This window comes from Vibrio sp. ZF57 (genome assembly GCF_001691235.1).
GTDB classification, from domain to species: domain Bacteria; phylum Pseudomonadota; class Gammaproteobacteria; order Enterobacterales; family Vibrionaceae; genus Vibrio; species Vibrio crassostreae_C.
This window is the reverse complement of sequence record NZ_MAKD01000040.1, coordinates 59436-74937: the sequence shown is the minus strand read 5'-3', so window position 1 is coordinate 74937 and position 15502 is coordinate 59436. Positions and strand designations below refer to the sequence as shown.

General features: G+C 45.3%; 14 protein-coding genes. 7 read left to right on the top strand and 7 right to left on the bottom strand.

What is annotated here, in order from left to right:
• Positions 1-83: 83 nt before the first annotated feature.
• Complete coding sequence (locus tag A6D97_RS04260; RefSeq protein WP_017065338.1) at positions 84-1268, top strand: cystathionine beta-lyase; 1185 nt, start codon at positions 84-86, stop codon at positions 1266-1268.
• Between the two features lie 244 nt (positions 1269-1512).
• Here A6D97_RS04260 and A6D97_RS04255 read toward each other — a convergent pair whose 3' ends face one another.
• From A6D97_RS04255 to pspA, 7 genes are all read right to left on the bottom strand, one after another.
• The gene (locus A6D97_RS04255) at positions 1513-2079 is read right to left on the bottom strand and encodes a DNA-3-methyladenine glycosylase I (RefSeq protein WP_017065337.1); all 567 of its coding nucleotides are present in this window, start codon (positions 2077-2079) and stop codon (positions 1513-1515) included.
• A 76-nt stretch (positions 2080-2155) separates the two neighbouring features.
• Complete coding sequence (locus tag A6D97_RS04250) at positions 2156-5266, bottom strand: efflux RND transporter permease subunit (protein ID WP_065583880.1); 3111 nt, start codon at positions 5264-5266, stop codon at positions 2156-2158.
• On the bottom strand, positions 5259-6344 hold the full coding sequence (locus A6D97_RS04245; protein ID WP_029222096.1) for an efflux RND transporter periplasmic adaptor subunit: 1086 nt from the start codon (positions 6342-6344) through the stop codon (positions 5259-5261). Before A6D97_RS04245 ends, A6D97_RS04250 begins: the two co-directional genes overlap by 8 nt.
• A 1-nt stretch (position 6345) precedes the next feature.
• Positions 6346-7380 (bottom strand): efflux RND transporter periplasmic adaptor subunit, encoded by a 1035-nt coding sequence (locus A6D97_RS04240; protein WP_065583879.1) that lies wholly within the window; start codon positions 7378-7380, stop codon positions 6346-6348.
• Positions 7381-7537: 157 nt separating this feature from the next.
• On the bottom strand, positions 7538-7924 hold the full coding sequence (pspC, locus tag A6D97_RS04235) for an envelope stress response membrane protein PspC (protein ID WP_029222097.1): 387 nt from the start codon (positions 7922-7924) through the stop codon (positions 7538-7540).
• Entirely contained in the window at positions 7917-8150 is a 234-nt protein-coding gene (pspB, locus tag A6D97_RS04230; RefSeq protein WP_004734605.1) for an envelope stress response membrane protein PspB, read from the bottom strand. Before pspB ends, pspC begins: the two co-directional genes overlap by 8 nt.
• A gap of 15 nt (positions 8151-8165) precedes the next feature.
• A complete protein-coding gene (gene pspA, locus A6D97_RS04225) occupies positions 8166-8837 on the bottom strand; it encodes a phage shock protein PspA (RefSeq protein ID WP_004734604.1) in 672 nt (223 codons plus the stop codon).
• A 272-nt stretch (positions 8838-9109) separates the two neighbouring features.
• On the opposite strand from pspA, the gene pspF reads away from it, so the two are divergent.
• From pspF to A6D97_RS04195, 6 genes are all read left to right on the top strand, one after another.
• Positions 9110-10132, top strand: a complete 1023-nt coding sequence (gene pspF, locus A6D97_RS04220) for a phage shock protein operon transcriptional activator (protein WP_065583878.1) — start codon at positions 9110-9112, stop codon at positions 10130-10132.
• Between the two features lie 102 nt (positions 10133-10234).
• Entirely contained in the window at positions 10235-11857 is a 1623-nt protein-coding gene (gene sapA / locus A6D97_RS04215; protein ID WP_065583877.1) for an ABC transporter substrate-binding protein SapA, read from the top strand.
• Positions 11857-12819, top strand: coding sequence for an ABC transporter permease subunit (locus A6D97_RS04210; protein WP_065583876.1), 963 nt, complete (start codon positions 11857-11859; stop codon positions 12817-12819). Before sapA ends, A6D97_RS04210 begins: the two co-directional genes overlap by 1 nt.
• Entirely contained in the window at positions 12806-13693 is an 888-nt protein-coding gene (gene sapC, locus A6D97_RS04205) for a putrescine export ABC transporter permease SapC (RefSeq protein ID WP_017065331.1), read from the top strand. Before A6D97_RS04210 ends, sapC begins: the two co-directional genes overlap by 14 nt.
• Positions 13693-14694, top strand: a complete 1002-nt coding sequence (locus A6D97_RS04200) for an oligopeptide/dipeptide ABC transporter ATP-binding protein (protein ID WP_017060305.1) — start codon at positions 13693-13695, stop codon at positions 14692-14694. Before sapC ends, A6D97_RS04200 begins: the two co-directional genes overlap by 1 nt.
• A complete protein-coding gene (locus A6D97_RS04195) occupies positions 14691-15473 on the top strand; it encodes an ATP-binding cassette domain-containing protein (RefSeq protein WP_017065939.1) in 783 nt (260 codons plus the stop codon). The genes A6D97_RS04200 and A6D97_RS04195 overlap by 4 nt, the downstream gene beginning before the upstream one ends.
• Positions 15474-15502: the final 29 nt, after the last annotated feature.

Sequence of the window (15502 nt, the reverse complement as noted above, 5' to 3'; positions counted from 1 at the left end):
TAAAAACTCTCTCTTCCCTCTTGCTTTGATGGCTACTCGCATGTTTTAAATAGGACATAACCGATTGATAAGGAATTCACAGCATGTCCGAGAACAAAACCACTAAACTTATCACTGCCGGTCGTGATAAGAAGTGGACCAATGGTGTTGTTAACCCACCAGTACAACGCGCTTCAACTGTCGTATTTAACTCAGTAGAAGAGAAGCGTAAAGCTACGATTAACCGCGCTAACAAGACCCTTTTTTACGGACGTCGTGGAACCAACACTCATTTTGCCTTCCAAGATGCGATGGTTGAAGTAGAAGGCGGCGCGGGTTGTGCACTGTACCCGTGTGGTACAGCAGCAATTTCGAATGCCATTCTCTCTTTTGTAGAAACAGGTGATCATATTTTAATGGTTGACACCTGCTACGAACCTACTCGTGATTTCTGTGACACCATCATGAAAAAGATGGGGGTAGAGACAACTTACTACGAGCCAACGATTGGTGAAGGTATCCAAGACCTTATCAAGCCAAACACTAAGGTGCTGTTTACTGAGTCTCCAGGCTCTGTCACCATGGAAGTGCAGGATATTCCAACACTAGCGCGTATCGCTCATGAACATGACATCATCGTTATGCTAGACAATACTTGGGCGGCTGGCGTGAACTTCTCACCGTTTGATTTTGGTGTTGATATCTCGATTCAAGCAGCGACCAAATACATCGTGGGTCACTCTGATGTGATGCTAGGTACGGCAGTCGCCAATGAGAAATGCTGGGATCAACTAAGAGAGCAAAGTTACTTGATGGGGCAATGTGTCTCACCTGATGATGCTTATTTAGGGCTTCGCGGCATTCGTACTCTTGATGTGCGTCTACGCCAACACGCAGAAAGCAGCTTGAAGGTCGCAAAATGGTTAGAGACTCGTCCTGAAGTTAACCACGTTCGTCACCCTGCTCTTGAGTCTTGCCCAGGCCATGAATTCTTCAAACGAGATTTTACTGGCGGTAATGGCTTGTTCTCTTTTGTACTAAACAACTCTAATATCAAAGCGACGACAGCGTTACTTGATGGAATGACACATTTTAGTATGGGTTACTCTTGGGGTGGATTTGAAAGTTTGATTCTAGCTAACGAACCAAGCAGTTTTGACAGCTTGAGAACTGTTGCCAATCCTAATTTCGAAGGTACCTTGATACGTGTTCATATTGGGTTAGAAGATGTTGATGACCTGATTGCTGATCTAGAGGCGGGATTAGAACGTTATAGCGCTCTGATTTAATCTGAGACGATAGGTCTAATATGCAAAAAAGGCAGGATATTCCTGCCTTTTTCTGTTTAAAGCATAACTCAAAATACTCATATTCAGATACTTCAGCTCATAATACAAACCGCTCATAGTCCAGAAGCTTTCAAAGCCAATATTGAACCTTAAAGCACATCCACTTAAAGATCTCAGAGCGATGAAAAAATGGCTATGAATTTTTCAATTTCTAAGTGATTGTTCCGCTGAAATAAATAACACTTTATTTGTGTGGGCAACCGACTAAATGATCATTGACCATACCTGTTGCTTGCATAAATGCGTAACAGATTGTTTCTCCTACAAACTTAAAGCCTCTCTTCTTCAAAAACTTACTCATCGCTTTAGATTGCTCGGTAGAAGCGGGAACTTGAGACATCTCAGTCCATTGATTCACGATCACTTCATTATCAACAAATTGCCATAAGGCATTAGAAAGAGAGCCGAACTCTTTCTGTAATTCAAGCGTTGCTCGTGCATTGTTGTATACCGAAGCAATCTTACCCCTGTGTTTAACCACATCGAAGTTTTCAATGATGTGCGGCACGTTGTCTTCATTCAGCTCAGCTAGCTTGTTTAGATCGTAATTATCGAACGCGGCACGATAGCCTTCACGCTTTTTAAGGATCGTAATCCAACTCAGACCTGCTTGAGCGCCTTCTAAAGTAATGAACTCAAACAGAACTTGGTCATCATAAACAGGCACGCCCCACTCTGCATCGTGGTACTCCCTTTCAAGCTCATGTTTAAGCGCCCATGCACACGTTCTATCCACTGTATTCGCTTCCATTTCGATAGTCTCTTTTAGTAATCGTACATAAAAATAATGCCCCAATTAGGGGCATTATTTCAAAGGTCAGTTGACGTTAAGCCACTTCAATTTTATGGAACAAACGATACAGCACAGGCACTACGATTAGCGTGAGTACAGTCGCAAAGCCTAAACCAAACATGATGGTTACTGCCATTGGTTTGAAGAAGATATCCGGTAGTAGAGGGATCATACCTAGAATGGTGGTAATCGCCGCCATACATACCGGGCGAACACGACTCAGAGCCGCATCAACAACCGCTACATACGGATCTTTACCAGATTTCATCTCAATCTCAATTTGATCAAGTAGTACGATACCGTTCTTCAGAAGCATCCCAGATAGACTCAAGAAGCCCAACAGCGCCATAAAGCCGAATGGTGTATTCAAGGCTAGCAAGCCTGTCGTCACCCCTATCAACGCCAATGGAACCGTTAACCAAACGATCAGAGGCTCTTTCACCGAGTTAAACAAGAACACAGTGATTAAGAACATGAACAAGTAACCCAGAGGCATGGTTGTGAACAGTGACGCCTGTGCATCTGCTGACGACTCATATTCACCCCCCCATTCCAATGAGTAACCCGGAGGCATCTCAATCGCTTCAATCTGTGGTTGTAAGCGTTTCTGTAGAGTTGAGGCCGTCTCTTCACCCAATAGATCAGGATCCGCCATTACCGTTAGCATACGCTTACGGTTCTTACGGATGATCAGTGGATCTTCCCATTCTAGCTCGTAACCTAACGTTACTTGTTGAAGTGGGATGTACTCACTTAATGCTGGGCTCCAGATCTTCATGCCTTCGATGTTACGAATATCGACACGCTCGTCTTCAGGCAAACGAGCCACAATCGGCATTAACGTTGTACCATCACGATACACACCAATCGACTTACCAGAGAAAGACATTGCTAGGAAATCATCAACGTCAGATTTAGTAATACCATAACGACGCGCTTGGCTTTCATTGAACTGAGGCTCTAATACCTTAGTTCTTTCACGCCAATCGTGACGAACGTTAAATGCGCCTTCATCAGCACGCATGATGTCCATCACTTGTGCAGCGATTGAACGTAAAACCGTTGGATCAGAACCCACAATTCGCGCTTCAATTTTCGCACCGCCACCAGGACCTAATTCGATCTGTTTAAGCTTGTAGTCAATCTCTGGGAACTGACCATTTACATGTTCACGGAAGCGTTTCATTAGCCCTTCAAGTACTTCATAACTTTTCACACGAACCGTTATCTCGCCGTAAGCGCTATAACTTTTCTCTGGCGCATAAGTCAGCATGAAACGTTGCAGGCCTTTACCCGCGGTTGTCGTGATATGTTCAACTTCGTCCTGCTCAGCTAGCCAACTCTCAAGCACTTTAAGCTTGGTATTGGTCGCTCGAATATCGGTACCTTCTGGCATCCACACATCCACTTGGAACATAGGTGTGGTTGAAGACGGGAAGAAGGCTTGCTTAACGAAACCAAAACCGTACACACTCGCGCCTAAACCAATAATCAGAACAAACATGGTTAACCAAGCACGCTTCATACAGAACTCAAGGAAGTTTTTGTAGATAACAAAAACCATCCCGTTGTATGGGTCCTTACCTTCGTTATCTGGATCGACCTTCTGACCTTTAAAGAACATGTCGGCAAAGAACGGCGTGAGCGAGATGGCAGTAAACCAACTCAGCATCAAGGAGATCAGTAGCACCGTGAACAAGGTGCCACAGTATTCGCCTGTTGAGTCTTCAGATAAACCAATTGGAGCAAACGCAGTCACCGCAATAACCGTCGCACCAAGCAGCGGCCATTTGGTTTGGGTTACGATATCGGTGGCGGCCTGCATCCGGGTTCGCCCCTTCTGCGTGCCGATCAATATCCCTTCCACCACCACAATGGCATTATCCACCAGCATCCCCAAGGCGATAACCAACGCGCCCAGTGAAATACGTTGTAGGTCGATCTTGAAGTAATGCATGAAAATGAATGTACCGAATACGGTCAATAGCAGTATCAAACCAATCAATAGGCCCGATCTTAGTCCCATGAAGAACAGTAACACCACGATTACGATCGCAACCGCCTGCCCTAAACTCACCACAAATCCGCTTACCGACTTGTTCACCTCTTTAGGTTGGTTATAAACCTCGGAGATGTCGATACCGACGGGTTGTTGATATTTAAGCTCGGCGAGTCTTCGATCAAAGTCTTCACCCACTGCGACCACGTTCACGCCTTGCGCAAAAGAGACACCCAGGTTAAGCGCGAGTTCGCCGTTATAACCAATGATGTTACTCGGTACCTCAACGTAACCACGGGTTACATTCGCCACATCTTTTAGATAGATAAGCCCTTGAGCGCCACCTTCCGTAAGAATCAAATCTCCAAGCTGTTCAACGTTTTGGAACTCACCCGTTGGATGGATTCGAATATATTCATCACCAATCCTTACCGCTCCTGCACTTGATACAATATTTTGAGTCGATAAAAGGTTAAATACCGTGCTTGGAGACAGACCCAGAGAGCTTATCCGTTTCATCGATATCTCAATGAACACTTGCTCTTGTTGTTGGCCGGAAACGGAGACTTTACTGACCCCATCAACCAACTCTAGCTCTCGCCTTAGGTAATCAATGTAATCCAGCAGCTCTTTGTAGCTATAGCCATCCCCCGTCACCGCCAGCAAAATACCGTAAACGTCACCGAAATCATCGATGACTTGAGGATCATTGACGCCGGGTGGCAGTTCAACCTTGAGATCATTCACTTTTCGGCGAAGTTCATCCCATATTTGCGGAAGATCATCTGGGCCGTAGTTGTTCTTCATCGTCACCGTTACCTGTGATAGGCCGCGGCTAGAGATAGAGTTCACTTCGTCCACATAGGTAAGTTGTTGAATCGCTTTTTCTAGTGGGTAAGTAACTTCTTCTTCAACTTGTTGAGGTGTGGCCCCTGGGTAAGAGGTCACAACCATCGCATCTTTGATGGTAAAGGCAGGATCTTCTAAACGACCCAAGCCGAAAAAGGCAGAGACACCACCAATAAGAAAGATCAGAGATAGCATCCAGCTAATGACTTTGTTACGTATAAAGTAAGAAGCAACACCTGTGATCTGATCATCACCCTGTTGATCGTCATTTTGGGGCTTGTTATTTACTTCACTCATTGTTCGTCTCCTGAGACAATACTTCCACTGTCATCCCATCTCGCAATCGCGATACGCCTGCAACAACGACATGCTGCCCCATTTCTAATCCTTTCATGATCTGCAATGTTTTCTGATTGGCTTTTCCTATTACGACTTGCTGTTTTGAGACGGTACTGTCGTCATTAAGCACCCATACATAAGAGTTCTGGCGCGTTAAATCATCGCCATCCGCATTAAACACAGCTTCGATTGGGATAAGTACCCCAGCTTTTAACTCCAAGCCGATATCTCGCCCATTTGACGTCACCTCAACGGCCATACCATCCAGAATCAAATCATCTTCCGGCATAGGTAGAGCAAGCGTCACCGTGAACGTGCCCGTGCTTGGGTCAGGTTCAGTGGTAAACTCCTTAATAGCCGCCGTGTATTCATTGCCACTGGGTACTCTTACCACAGCCTCAACATTCGATAACAGCTGTTCGCTAGGCTGATTCACGTAAATCTGGTCAGGCAGTTGGATAACAACCTCAACATCCTCGACACTGTGAATGTTCACGACCTGCTGGCCTACCTGAATATTTTCATATTGATCGACACTGACACGAGAAATGATCCCATCAACAGGAGCACGAAGCTTAGTGAACGACAAGCGCAGTTTTGCGAGTTCCAGCTCGGCATAAGCGATCTGGCGTTGAGCAGCAATTTCATCAAACTGTGACTTCGCCAATAAGCCTTTCTTCACTAGCGGACTTGAACGTCTGTATTGGCTGTTAATTACCGTGTAACGCGCCTGAGCATTGTCGACATCCAGTTGATAATCGGTAGGGTCAAGCTCTGCAATGATGTCTCCTTGTGAAACACGCTCACCTTCTTTCACATCAAGCTTATTGATTTCACCAGCGACTCGAAAGCTGAGATGAGCCTTCTCGGCAGCGTTTGCAACCGCTGGGAAATAGAGTTTGTCGCTAAAGTCGATGACTGAAATCTCGATAGCTTTAACCAAGGGCGTGTTATTCACTTCTACAACTTGTTTATCTTCACAAGCCGTAAGTAAAGCCAAACACGACAGTCCAGCGGCCACTTTAAGTGTTTTCATGTTATAGCCCCCTTTCCTTGATCCACTCTCGAACTTTAACGCCCGGTTCAAGACCATTAACACCAGAAGTTACGATGCGATCACCATCGTTCAACCCTGAAACAATATGGCGCTTTTCATCGATGATGATTGCGACATTTTCAACAATACCGTCGCTATTCACGCGCCACACAGAGACATCATCGCCATCAGTCATCATTGCTGATGTGGGAATTTTTGTGGCGGCTGCTAACGCTGAAACTAAATGAACTGTGCCTGACATACCCGGCAAAATACCAACATCGGTGGGTCTTTCCATTACCATGGTGACTTTGTACGACCCGGTTTTGGGATCCGCTTCAGTATCAACTTCTTGGAATGCTAAAGCGTAGGAGCTACCAGGGAAAGCATCAAAAACCATGGTTGCATCCGTCTCAAACCCTGAAGAAAAGCGCGTGATAAGTTGGTCGGGTAATAAGAATACGACTTTGAGGATTTGATTCGTTTGAATATTCATCACGCCTTGTTTAGCCGCAATGTATTCATGGTTTTCAGCAGGAATGATGGAGATAGTACCATCGTAAGGCGCAACCAAAGTGGTATAACGTAGGTTGGCTTTTGCTTGGTTAAGCACCGCTTTAGCAGAATTATGATTAGCTTTCGCTTGGTCGAAGTCTTGCTCAGATACGACGCGATCTTTGCGCAACTTAATGGAACGTTGGTATTGAACATCGGCAAGCTTAAAGTTGGCTCTCGCTTGCTTCTCTAACAACTGATATTCGTCAGGATTAAGCGTTGCAAGCCCATCACCTTTGGTAACCTGTTGACCAGATGTGACATCGATAGTCTGAAGTAGCCCTGGAACACGAAATGCCAGTACTGCTCTGTCACCAGCTTCTGTGGTGGCTGGAAAGCTACGTTCAAAAGCATTACTACCGACGGAGACAGTGAAGAGTTTGGCGGGTCTAGAATCAGGTTCAGGTACGGGAGGAAGCTCCTTACCACACCCAGACAACCCAGCTAAGGCTGTCAATAGGACAACGGAGGCTCTATACATTAGTGATCATCCATAACTATAAATATTTTTATAACATAGATTAATTACATGTAACTTACCAGTTATCGTAAGATTTATTTAGACAAAATTATTAAAAAAAATAACGGCTTGGAATAAATTTTCCTAAACCGTTATCTAATGTTTTTCAGGTTTACCACTACATGTTCTTAAATGCGCGGTCGACTTTGAAAGTATCCGAAGTCACATAAGCTTCCATATTGCGGACACTGGTCTCTAATTTCTGGAAATCACCCTCTAAAGTGCCCAGTAACGACTCTGCGGTTTGCCCTTTTTCCCAAGGTTTTTGCTTGAGCGTGTGCTCTTGTTTGGCCTTCATCTGATCGACATACTGAGGTGGTTGTTTTTCAAGCATAAATGTCAAAGCTACATACGCTAATAACACCAAAAAGCTACCACCAAGCAGTGCCGCCGAGATAACCAAGATGCGAACCAACCACACTTCAAGGCCAAAGTAGTTCGCTAACCCTGCACACACTCCAGACAACTTACCGTTAATAGGATCGCGATACAGTTCTCTACTCATAGTTTCGTCTCCAGTTAGGTGACTCCGCATCCAGTATTTTTTCTAGCGTTTTCACTCGATCTTGCATCGATTCAGCTTGAGCAGAAAGCTTGTGCAAACGCTGAAGATCCGTTTCTGAAAGACCATTACTGGATTTCTTCTTGCTGCGGTAATGTAAGAACAACCATAGCGGTGCCACGAAGATTAAAAAGACAATCAGTGGGCCTGCAATTAGAAATGTTGACATAGACAACTCCTAAAATTATTTATCGCGGTTTTCAACTTGTTGCTTCAGTTTCGCCAGCTCTTTTTCAATTTCATCTTGAGCTTGTAGATCTGCAAATTCTTGGTCTAACGATTTTGCGTTACCTGTTTTGGCGTAAACATCTGCTTCAGCTTCTAATTCATCCACTTTACGCGAGAATTGCTCAAACTTCGCCATTGCTTCGTGGGTTTTGCTTGAATGCAGATGCTTTTGAACATCACGACGATTGCTTGCCGCATTATTACGAATCATTAATGCTTGCTGCTTCGCACGTGTTTCTGCGATTTTGGTTTCAAGCTTGCCAATCTCACTGGTCAGCTTTTCGATGGTTTCGTGAACCAAGGTTTGCTCTGTGTGAAGGCTTTTGATTATATCTTCAAGTTTTTGCTTTTCTATTAGCGCCGCTCTAGCTAAGTCTTCACGTTGTTTAGTTAGTGCTAGTGTCGCTTTATTTTGCCAATCTAGAATCTGAGTTTCGATAGCTTCAACTTTACGCGCTAACTCTTTTTTATCTGCGATAGCTTTAGCGGAGTTAGTGCGAACCTCAACCAGCGTATCTTCCATTTCTTGGATAATCAGGCGAATCATCTTTTCAGGATCTTCAGCCTTGTCTAAAAGTGCACTGATGTTCGAATTTACAATGTCTGCAAAGCGAGAAAAAATACCCATGAGGAACTCCTTAATTACAATGATGGCAAATGTGCTTTAAAGCGTTATTCGATTTCTCAATCCACTTGCTCAAAAATTTACGTTTGTTGTTAAACCTACCATAAGTAATCCAAGTAACGTGCCAACTTTTAAGCCATTTATTATCAGATACTTACAATAAAATGGTGATTAACCCGAACCATGCTATGATGAATTTAGCCAAGTATTGGTATTTTTCACCACTATGGCTCTTACATGACCTCTCCAGCGATTAATTCATACAAGGACCCGCTATGCAGCAGAACCTCATTGGTGAATCACCTAGCTTTCTCTCTGTGTTAGATAAAGTTTCCCAACTCGCACCAATAGAAAGACCCATTCTGATCATTGGCGAACGTGGCACAGGTAAAGAGTTGATCGCACAAAGACTGCATTACCTTTCAAGACGTTGGGATCAACCTTTGATCTCATTGAACTGCTCAACCTTAAGTGAAGGTTTGATTGATTCAGAACTGTTTGGTCATGAATCAGGATCCTTTACGGGTTCGAAAGGGCGTCATCAAGGTCGTTTTGAAAGAGCAGAAGGCGGAACGCTGTTTCTGGATGAGCTGGCGACCACTCCCCTTGCGGTTCAAGAGAAACTACTGCGCGTTATTGAATACGGGCAATATGAACGTGTCGGTGGGCAAAAGGCGCTAAGTGCCAATGTCAGACTGGTGTGTGCAACCAATGCCGACTTACCAGACATGGCATTAAGGGGCGAATTCAGAGCCGACTTATTGGACAGGCTCGCGTTTGACGTGATTACTATACCCCCTCTTCGAGAGAGAAAAGAAGACATCACGCTGCTGGCAGAATACTACGCCATTAAGATGTGCCGTGAATTAGAATTGGAGTTGTTTGTTGGCTTTGCTCCGTCTGCCGTTGAGGCGCTGCTGGATTATTCATGGCCGGGGAATGTGCGAGAACTCAAGAACGTTATTGAGCGCGCAGTCTACCAGCACGGTAAAGACCCATATCCTATTGAATCTTTGGTGTTTAACCCATTCAAACCCGCATGGAAAATAGATCAAGATTCCACGCATGAAATTGGCAATGCGCCGTCCAACAGCCATACTTCATCAGAGAGCTTGTTTTCTTTGCCGCTTGATTACAAAGCATGGCAAGAACAACAAGACATCAAGCTACTCAACCAAGCCCTCAAACAGAGCAAATATAACCAGAAACAAGCCGCAGAATTACTTGGGTTAACCTACAACCAATTACGTGGAATGGTGAGGAAGTACGCGATTGTCGGACAAGCTAACGATAAATAGCTGTCCACGCTTGATTATTATTTGGAGCCGAATAAATAAAATGTTAAATTGTCCGGATCTTGAGGCTCCTCTAACGCCTCGTTTCGAAAAGTATTTCTTTTTATGAAAGCACTAATAAGACTATCACTGAGCATCTGCACGTTGAGCTTTCTCGCTGGATGTGGTGAGAGTGTGAATCACGAGCAAATCCGTGAAAAAGGCTTCATTTATTGCGGCCAAGGTAATCCTAGTACCTTCAATCCACAGCTAGTTGATAGTGGCATTACCGCAGAATCGCTGAGTCCTCAAATCTTCGATACACTGCTCACTCTTGATCCGATGACGTACCGACCAAAACAGAACTTAGCGACAAGTTGGTCTGTTGATAAATCAGGTACAGAATACACGTTCAAACTGCGCCCAAATGTTGCGTTCCAAACCACAGACTGGTTCACCCCAACTCGTAGCATGAATGCACAAGATGTGGTGTTTAGCTTTGAACGTGTCATTGATAGTTCAAACCCATTTCATTATGTGGGTGGCGGCCTATACCCATGGTTTGCCGGAATCGACTTCAAAAACCTGATTGTCGATATCACCGCAGTTGATGACCTAACGGTGAAATTCCAATTAAGTCGCCCAGACAATTCGTTTCTCAACAATATCGCCACCAGCTATGCAGTCATTCACTCTAAGGAGTATGCCAATCAGCTCATTGCAGCGGATGAGAAAAATCGAATCGATTCCAATCCAGTCGGCACTGGCCCTTTCTACTTAGATGAATACCAAATCAACGACCTAGTGCGCTTGAAAAAGAACAAGCACTACTGGAAAGGTGAAGTACAAATGGACCAAGTTGTGTTCGATACTTCGCAACGTGGAACAGGCACACTTGCCAAGCTTCTGCGTAGTGAGTGTGACGTGCTCAACTCACCAATTTCTAGCCAAATCCCTATTATTCAGGCTCATGAAGAGTTGAAGATTTCTGCTACTTCGGCGGTTAATGTCTCTTTCATCGCGCTGAATACTGAGCACCCTGCACTGCGTGACTCTCGAGTTCGTAAAGCGCTCAACTTAGCCATCAATCGTCAGAACATTCTTGATTCTGTGTATTACGGTACAGGAACCAAAGCCTACACCTTGCTTCCTCCGACTTCTTGGGCTCACCAAAAAGACAGCGTTCAAGTTCGCTACGACCGAAACTATGCGGTTGCGCTTCTCAAAGAAGCTGGCGTTGAACCTGGGTTAGAGCTTTCAATGTGGGTACCACTAGAGCCACGCGCATACAATCCAAGTCCAAGAAAAACGGCAGAACTTATCCAAGCAAACTTAGCCGATATTGGTATTGAATTGAAACTCTATACCGATGACCGATTTGACCGCACACAGTTGTCCTCTATTTCCTCAACAGACTTGTTGCTTACAGGCTGGATAGGCAATACCGGTGACCCGGACAACTTCTTACGTCCGCTGCTCTCATGCAGCTCTGAGCGTGCAGGGTTAAACGTCTCGATGTGGTGTAATTCAGACTTTGATTTCCTTCTCGACTTAGCATTAGAGATCAATCAACAAAGGCACCGTGTGAACTTGTACCGACAAGCCCAAAACATTCTCAATGAAGAAGTTCCTGTGATTCCTTTAGCTCATGGCGTGCAATTTCGCGTACACGATCGTTCGCTAACAGGCTTTAAAGCAAGTCCTTTCAATGCCCAACCTTTTGATCAAGTCAGAAGAGAGGTGCAGTAATGTTTTGGTATACATTAAGACGTGTAAACTTATTCGTTATTACGCTAGGAATTCTGACCTTGGTAGGTTTTTCCCTGCTTCGATTAGACCAAACCTCACCTTGGGCAATTCAAGATTTTTGGCCCGGTTGGATTAGCTATATCACTGAATTATCGACGCTAAACTTTGGCCTAACCAAACACGGTGTGCCTATCATCGATGAGTTGGTCCTGGTGTTCCCTGCAACGCTAGAGCTGTGCTTCTTTGCCTTTGTGTTGGCACTCATCATCGGTATCCCTTTCGGCACCATTGCTGGTATGAGACAAGGTAAATTTGTTGATACCACCATATCGTTCACCTCAATGGCCGGTTACTCTGCGCCTATATTTTGGGTCGCGTTGCTGATGATCATGGTGTTTTCACTGCACTTTGAAATGTTCCCAGTTGGTGGCCGATACGACCTACTTTACGAGATTGAACACGTGACTGGATTCGCGATGATTGACGCCTTTTTTGCCGAGGGTCGCTACCGTGCGCACGCACTACAAAGTGTTATCGAGCACATGGCGTTGCCTTGTCTTGTTTTAGCACTGGCGCCAACGACTCAGGTCATCCGATTGATGAGAGCGTCAGTGGCTGAAGTAATGACGCAAAACTACATCCGCGCTGCGCGAATTAAAGGTCTTTCCACTAGAGAGATCATCACGCAGCACGTGCTAAGAAACGCGATACCTCCGATTATTCCTAAGGTCGGTGTTCAGCTATCGAGTATGTTAACGCTTGCTATTGTTACCGAGTCTATCTTTAACTGGCCGGGCATTGGCCGCTGGTTATTGGATGCCTTATCGAATCAAGATTACGTTTCAATTCAAGCTGGTGTAATTGTGGTGGCTACCTTAGTTTTGACCGCTAATATTCTGTCCGATCTACTGGGCGCGATGATCAATCCACTGGTAAGGAAGGAATGGTATGCTAACAAATAACGTCTACCAAGAAGAACAGATTCCAACCCAGTTCGAACGTTTCTGGCGCAGCTTCCGCAGCAATAATCTAGCTATGTTTGGCTTGTGGTGTTTGGTGCTTATCATTCTGGTCACCGTCACTTCACCGTGGCTAGCCCCGCATGATGCACAAGAACAAACCGGTCACCTATTAACGCCGCCCTCTTGGGATCCTGCGGGAACGGTAGAATACTTTTTGGGTACGGATGACTTAGGCAGAGATATTCTCTCTCGCCTAATAATTGGCTCTCAGTTAACCTTCGGCGCCGCGGTGGTGATTACCTTTATCGCAGCCGTCATTGGTTGTCTGATTGGCGTACTTGCTGGTATGACGCGCGGTTTACTATCAAGCACACTAAACCACCTGCTTGATACTGTTATGTCGATTCCATCTCTTCTGTTGGCGATTATCTTCGTGGCATTCCTTGGCTTTGGGGAGTTTAATATCTTGCTCGCCTTGTGCTTGGCACTGATCCCGCGCTTTATACGCTCGGTGTACATTGCCGTGCATGCTGAAGTAGAAAAAGACTATATTCTGGCTTCTCGCCTTGATGGTGCGAACGATTTTTACCTGCTATGGAACTCAATCCTTCCGAACATCCTTACCGTGATCGCTCTTGAAGTTACGCTGGCACTGTCAGTCGCAATTCTTGATATCACGGCTTTAGGTTTCCTAGGGCTTGGCGCTCAAGCACCGAGTACCGAATGGGGCTCCATCTTGGGTGATTCGGTCGAGTTGATTTACCTTGCGCCATGGACAGTTACCCTACCCGGCTTAGCTATTATGTTTACAGTTATCGTGATTAACCTCGTCGGTGAAGGTGTTCGCCAAGCGCTAAATGCAGGAATCGAATAATGCCGTTACTTGATATTCGACATCTAACCATCGAGATTGAGACCCCTCAAGGGATGGTTAAAGCCGTAGATCGAATGAGTATTACCCTCAATGAAGGGGAAATTCGTGGCTTAGTAGGTGAATCAGGCTCAGGTAAGAGTTTGGTTGCAAAAGCGATCGTCGGAGTATGTAAAGAAAACTGGAAGGTTTCTGCAGACCGAATGCGCTTAGGTAATATCGACCTACTGCAACTGACGCCGAAAGAAAGACGCCGAGTGATCGCCCGCGATATCGCAATGATCTTCCAAGAGCCATCAACGTGTCTTGACCCTTCTGAAAAAGTAGGTAACCAGCTCGTTGAAGCGATCCCTTCCCATTCGTTTGAAGGTCGTTGGTGGCAACGATTTAAGTGGCGTAAGAAGCAAGCGATCGCATTACTACACAAAGTCGGCATCAAAGACCACTCTCGCCTAATGGACAGTTACTCTTATGAGCTGACAGATGGTGAGTGTCAAAAAGTCATGATCGCAATGGCGATCGCTGCCAAGCCAAAAGTCTTGATTGCTGACGAGCCAACCAACGATTTAGACCCAATTACACAGTCTCAAATATTGCGTCTTTTGAGTCGTATGAACCAGATCAATAACACCACCATCGTGTTGATCGGCCATGACTTAACCACCATTACCCAATGGGCGACTCGCATTACCGTGATGTACTGTGGTCAATCGGTAGAATCCGCTGATACACCGAAGCTGTTGGATGCACCAAAGCACCCGTACACCGTTGCTTTGTTAAAAGCGATGCCAGACTTTAACGACTGGATTCCCCACAAGGAGAAGCTCCAGTCTTTGCCGGGGTCAATTCCACCGCTGCAACATCTTCCTATTGGTTGTCGATTAGGGCCTCGCTGCCCATACGCACAAAGGCAGTGTGTCGAGATCCCACATACGAAACGTATCAAGAACCATAAGTTCAACTGTCACTTCCCTCTGAATATGGAGAAGAAAAAGAAATCATGAGTGCATTATTAGAAGTCAGTGATTTGTCTAAAGACTTTACGACTCGCTCTGGTCTTTTCCGTAAAAAGATTCATCAGGCGGTGAAGCCAGTTAGCTTTTCTCTTGAAGCAGGCCAGACAATTGGTTTTATCGGCCAGAATGGTTCTGGCAAATCAACATTAGCCAGAATGCTCGCAGGCATGGTGGAGCCAACCGCAGGCGAGATCCGCGTGAATGGCGAAAAGCTAGAGCACAAAGACTACTCGACTCGTTGTAAGCTGATTCGAATGATCTTCCAAGATCCGAATACGTCACTTAACCCGCGCATTCAGATCGGTCGAATTCTTGAAGGTCCATTAAAGCGAAACACCAACATGCCTCCAGAAGCTCGTATGCGTCGTATGAAAGACACACTACTGCGCGTAGGCCTTCTACCGGAACATGCGTATTTCTACCCTCAGATGCTTGCTGCAGGCCAGAAACAAAGGGTTTGTTTGGCTCGTGCCTTAATACTTCAGCCATCCATCATTGTTGCTGATGAAGCTTTAAATGGTTTGGACATGGCAATGCGCTCGCAAATCATCAATCTGTTCTTAGAGTTACAAGAAGAGATGGGCGTATCGTTCGTTTATGTATCTCAACACCTCGGTATTGTTAAGCACATTACCGACAAGATTATTGTCATGCATGAAGGCAATGTGGTTGAGAGTGGGGAAACAGATCAAGTGCTAACCAATCCAACTCACCAAATCACCCAAAGATTGGTTGAGAGCCATTTCTCCAAAGCGCCGAACCACTAACCTGGAATCACGCTACATTTAGCAGAGGG

What these genes read in the sequence shown, in the direction of transcription:
- A6D97_RS04260 (WP_017065338.1), top strand. Translation starts at nt 84, where the DNA reads ATGTCCGAGAACAAAACCACTAAACTTATCACTGCCGGTCGTGATAAG.
- A6D97_RS04255 (WP_017065337.1), bottom strand. Translation starts at nt 2,079, where the DNA reads ATGGAAGCGAATACAGTGGATAGAACGTGTGCATGGGCGCTTAAACAT.
- A6D97_RS04250 (WP_065583880.1), bottom strand. Translation starts at nt 5,266, where the DNA reads ATGAGTGAAGTAAATAACAAGCCCCAAAATGACGATCAACAGGGTGAT.
- A6D97_RS04245 (WP_029222096.1), bottom strand. Translation starts at nt 6,344, where the DNA reads ATGAAAACACTTAAAGTGGCCGCTGGACTGTCGTGTTTGGCTTTACTT.
- A6D97_RS04240 (WP_065583879.1), bottom strand. Translation starts at nt 7,380, where the DNA reads ATGTATAGAGCCTCCGTTGTCCTATTGACAGCCTTAGCTGGGTTGTCT.
- pspC (WP_029222097.1), bottom strand. Translation starts at nt 7,924, where the DNA reads ATGAGTAGAGAACTGTATCGCGATCCTATTAACGGTAAGTTGTCTGGA.
- pspB (WP_004734605.1), bottom strand. Translation starts at nt 8,150, where the DNA reads ATGTCAACATTTCTAATTGCAGGCCCACTGATTGTCTTTTTAATCTTC.
- pspA (WP_004734604.1), bottom strand. Translation starts at nt 8,837, where the DNA reads ATGGGTATTTTTTCTCGCTTTGCAGACATTGTAAATTCGAACATCAGT.
- pspF (WP_065583878.1), top strand. Translation starts at nt 9,110, where the DNA reads ATGCAGCAGAACCTCATTGGTGAATCACCTAGCTTTCTCTCTGTGTTA.
- sapA (WP_065583877.1), top strand. Translation starts at nt 10,235, where the DNA reads ATGAAAGCACTAATAAGACTATCACTGAGCATCTGCACGTTGAGCTTT.
- A6D97_RS04210 (WP_065583876.1), top strand. Translation starts at nt 11,857, where the DNA reads ATGTTTTGGTATACATTAAGACGTGTAAACTTATTCGTTATTACGCTA.
- sapC (WP_017065331.1), top strand. Translation starts at nt 12,806, where the DNA reads ATGCTAACAAATAACGTCTACCAAGAAGAACAGATTCCAACCCAGTTC.
- A6D97_RS04200 (WP_017060305.1), top strand. Translation starts at nt 13,693, where the DNA reads ATGCCGTTACTTGATATTCGACATCTAACCATCGAGATTGAGACCCCT.
- A6D97_RS04195 (WP_017065939.1), top strand. Translation starts at nt 14,691, where the DNA reads ATGAGTGCATTATTAGAAGTCAGTGATTTGTCTAAAGACTTTACGACT.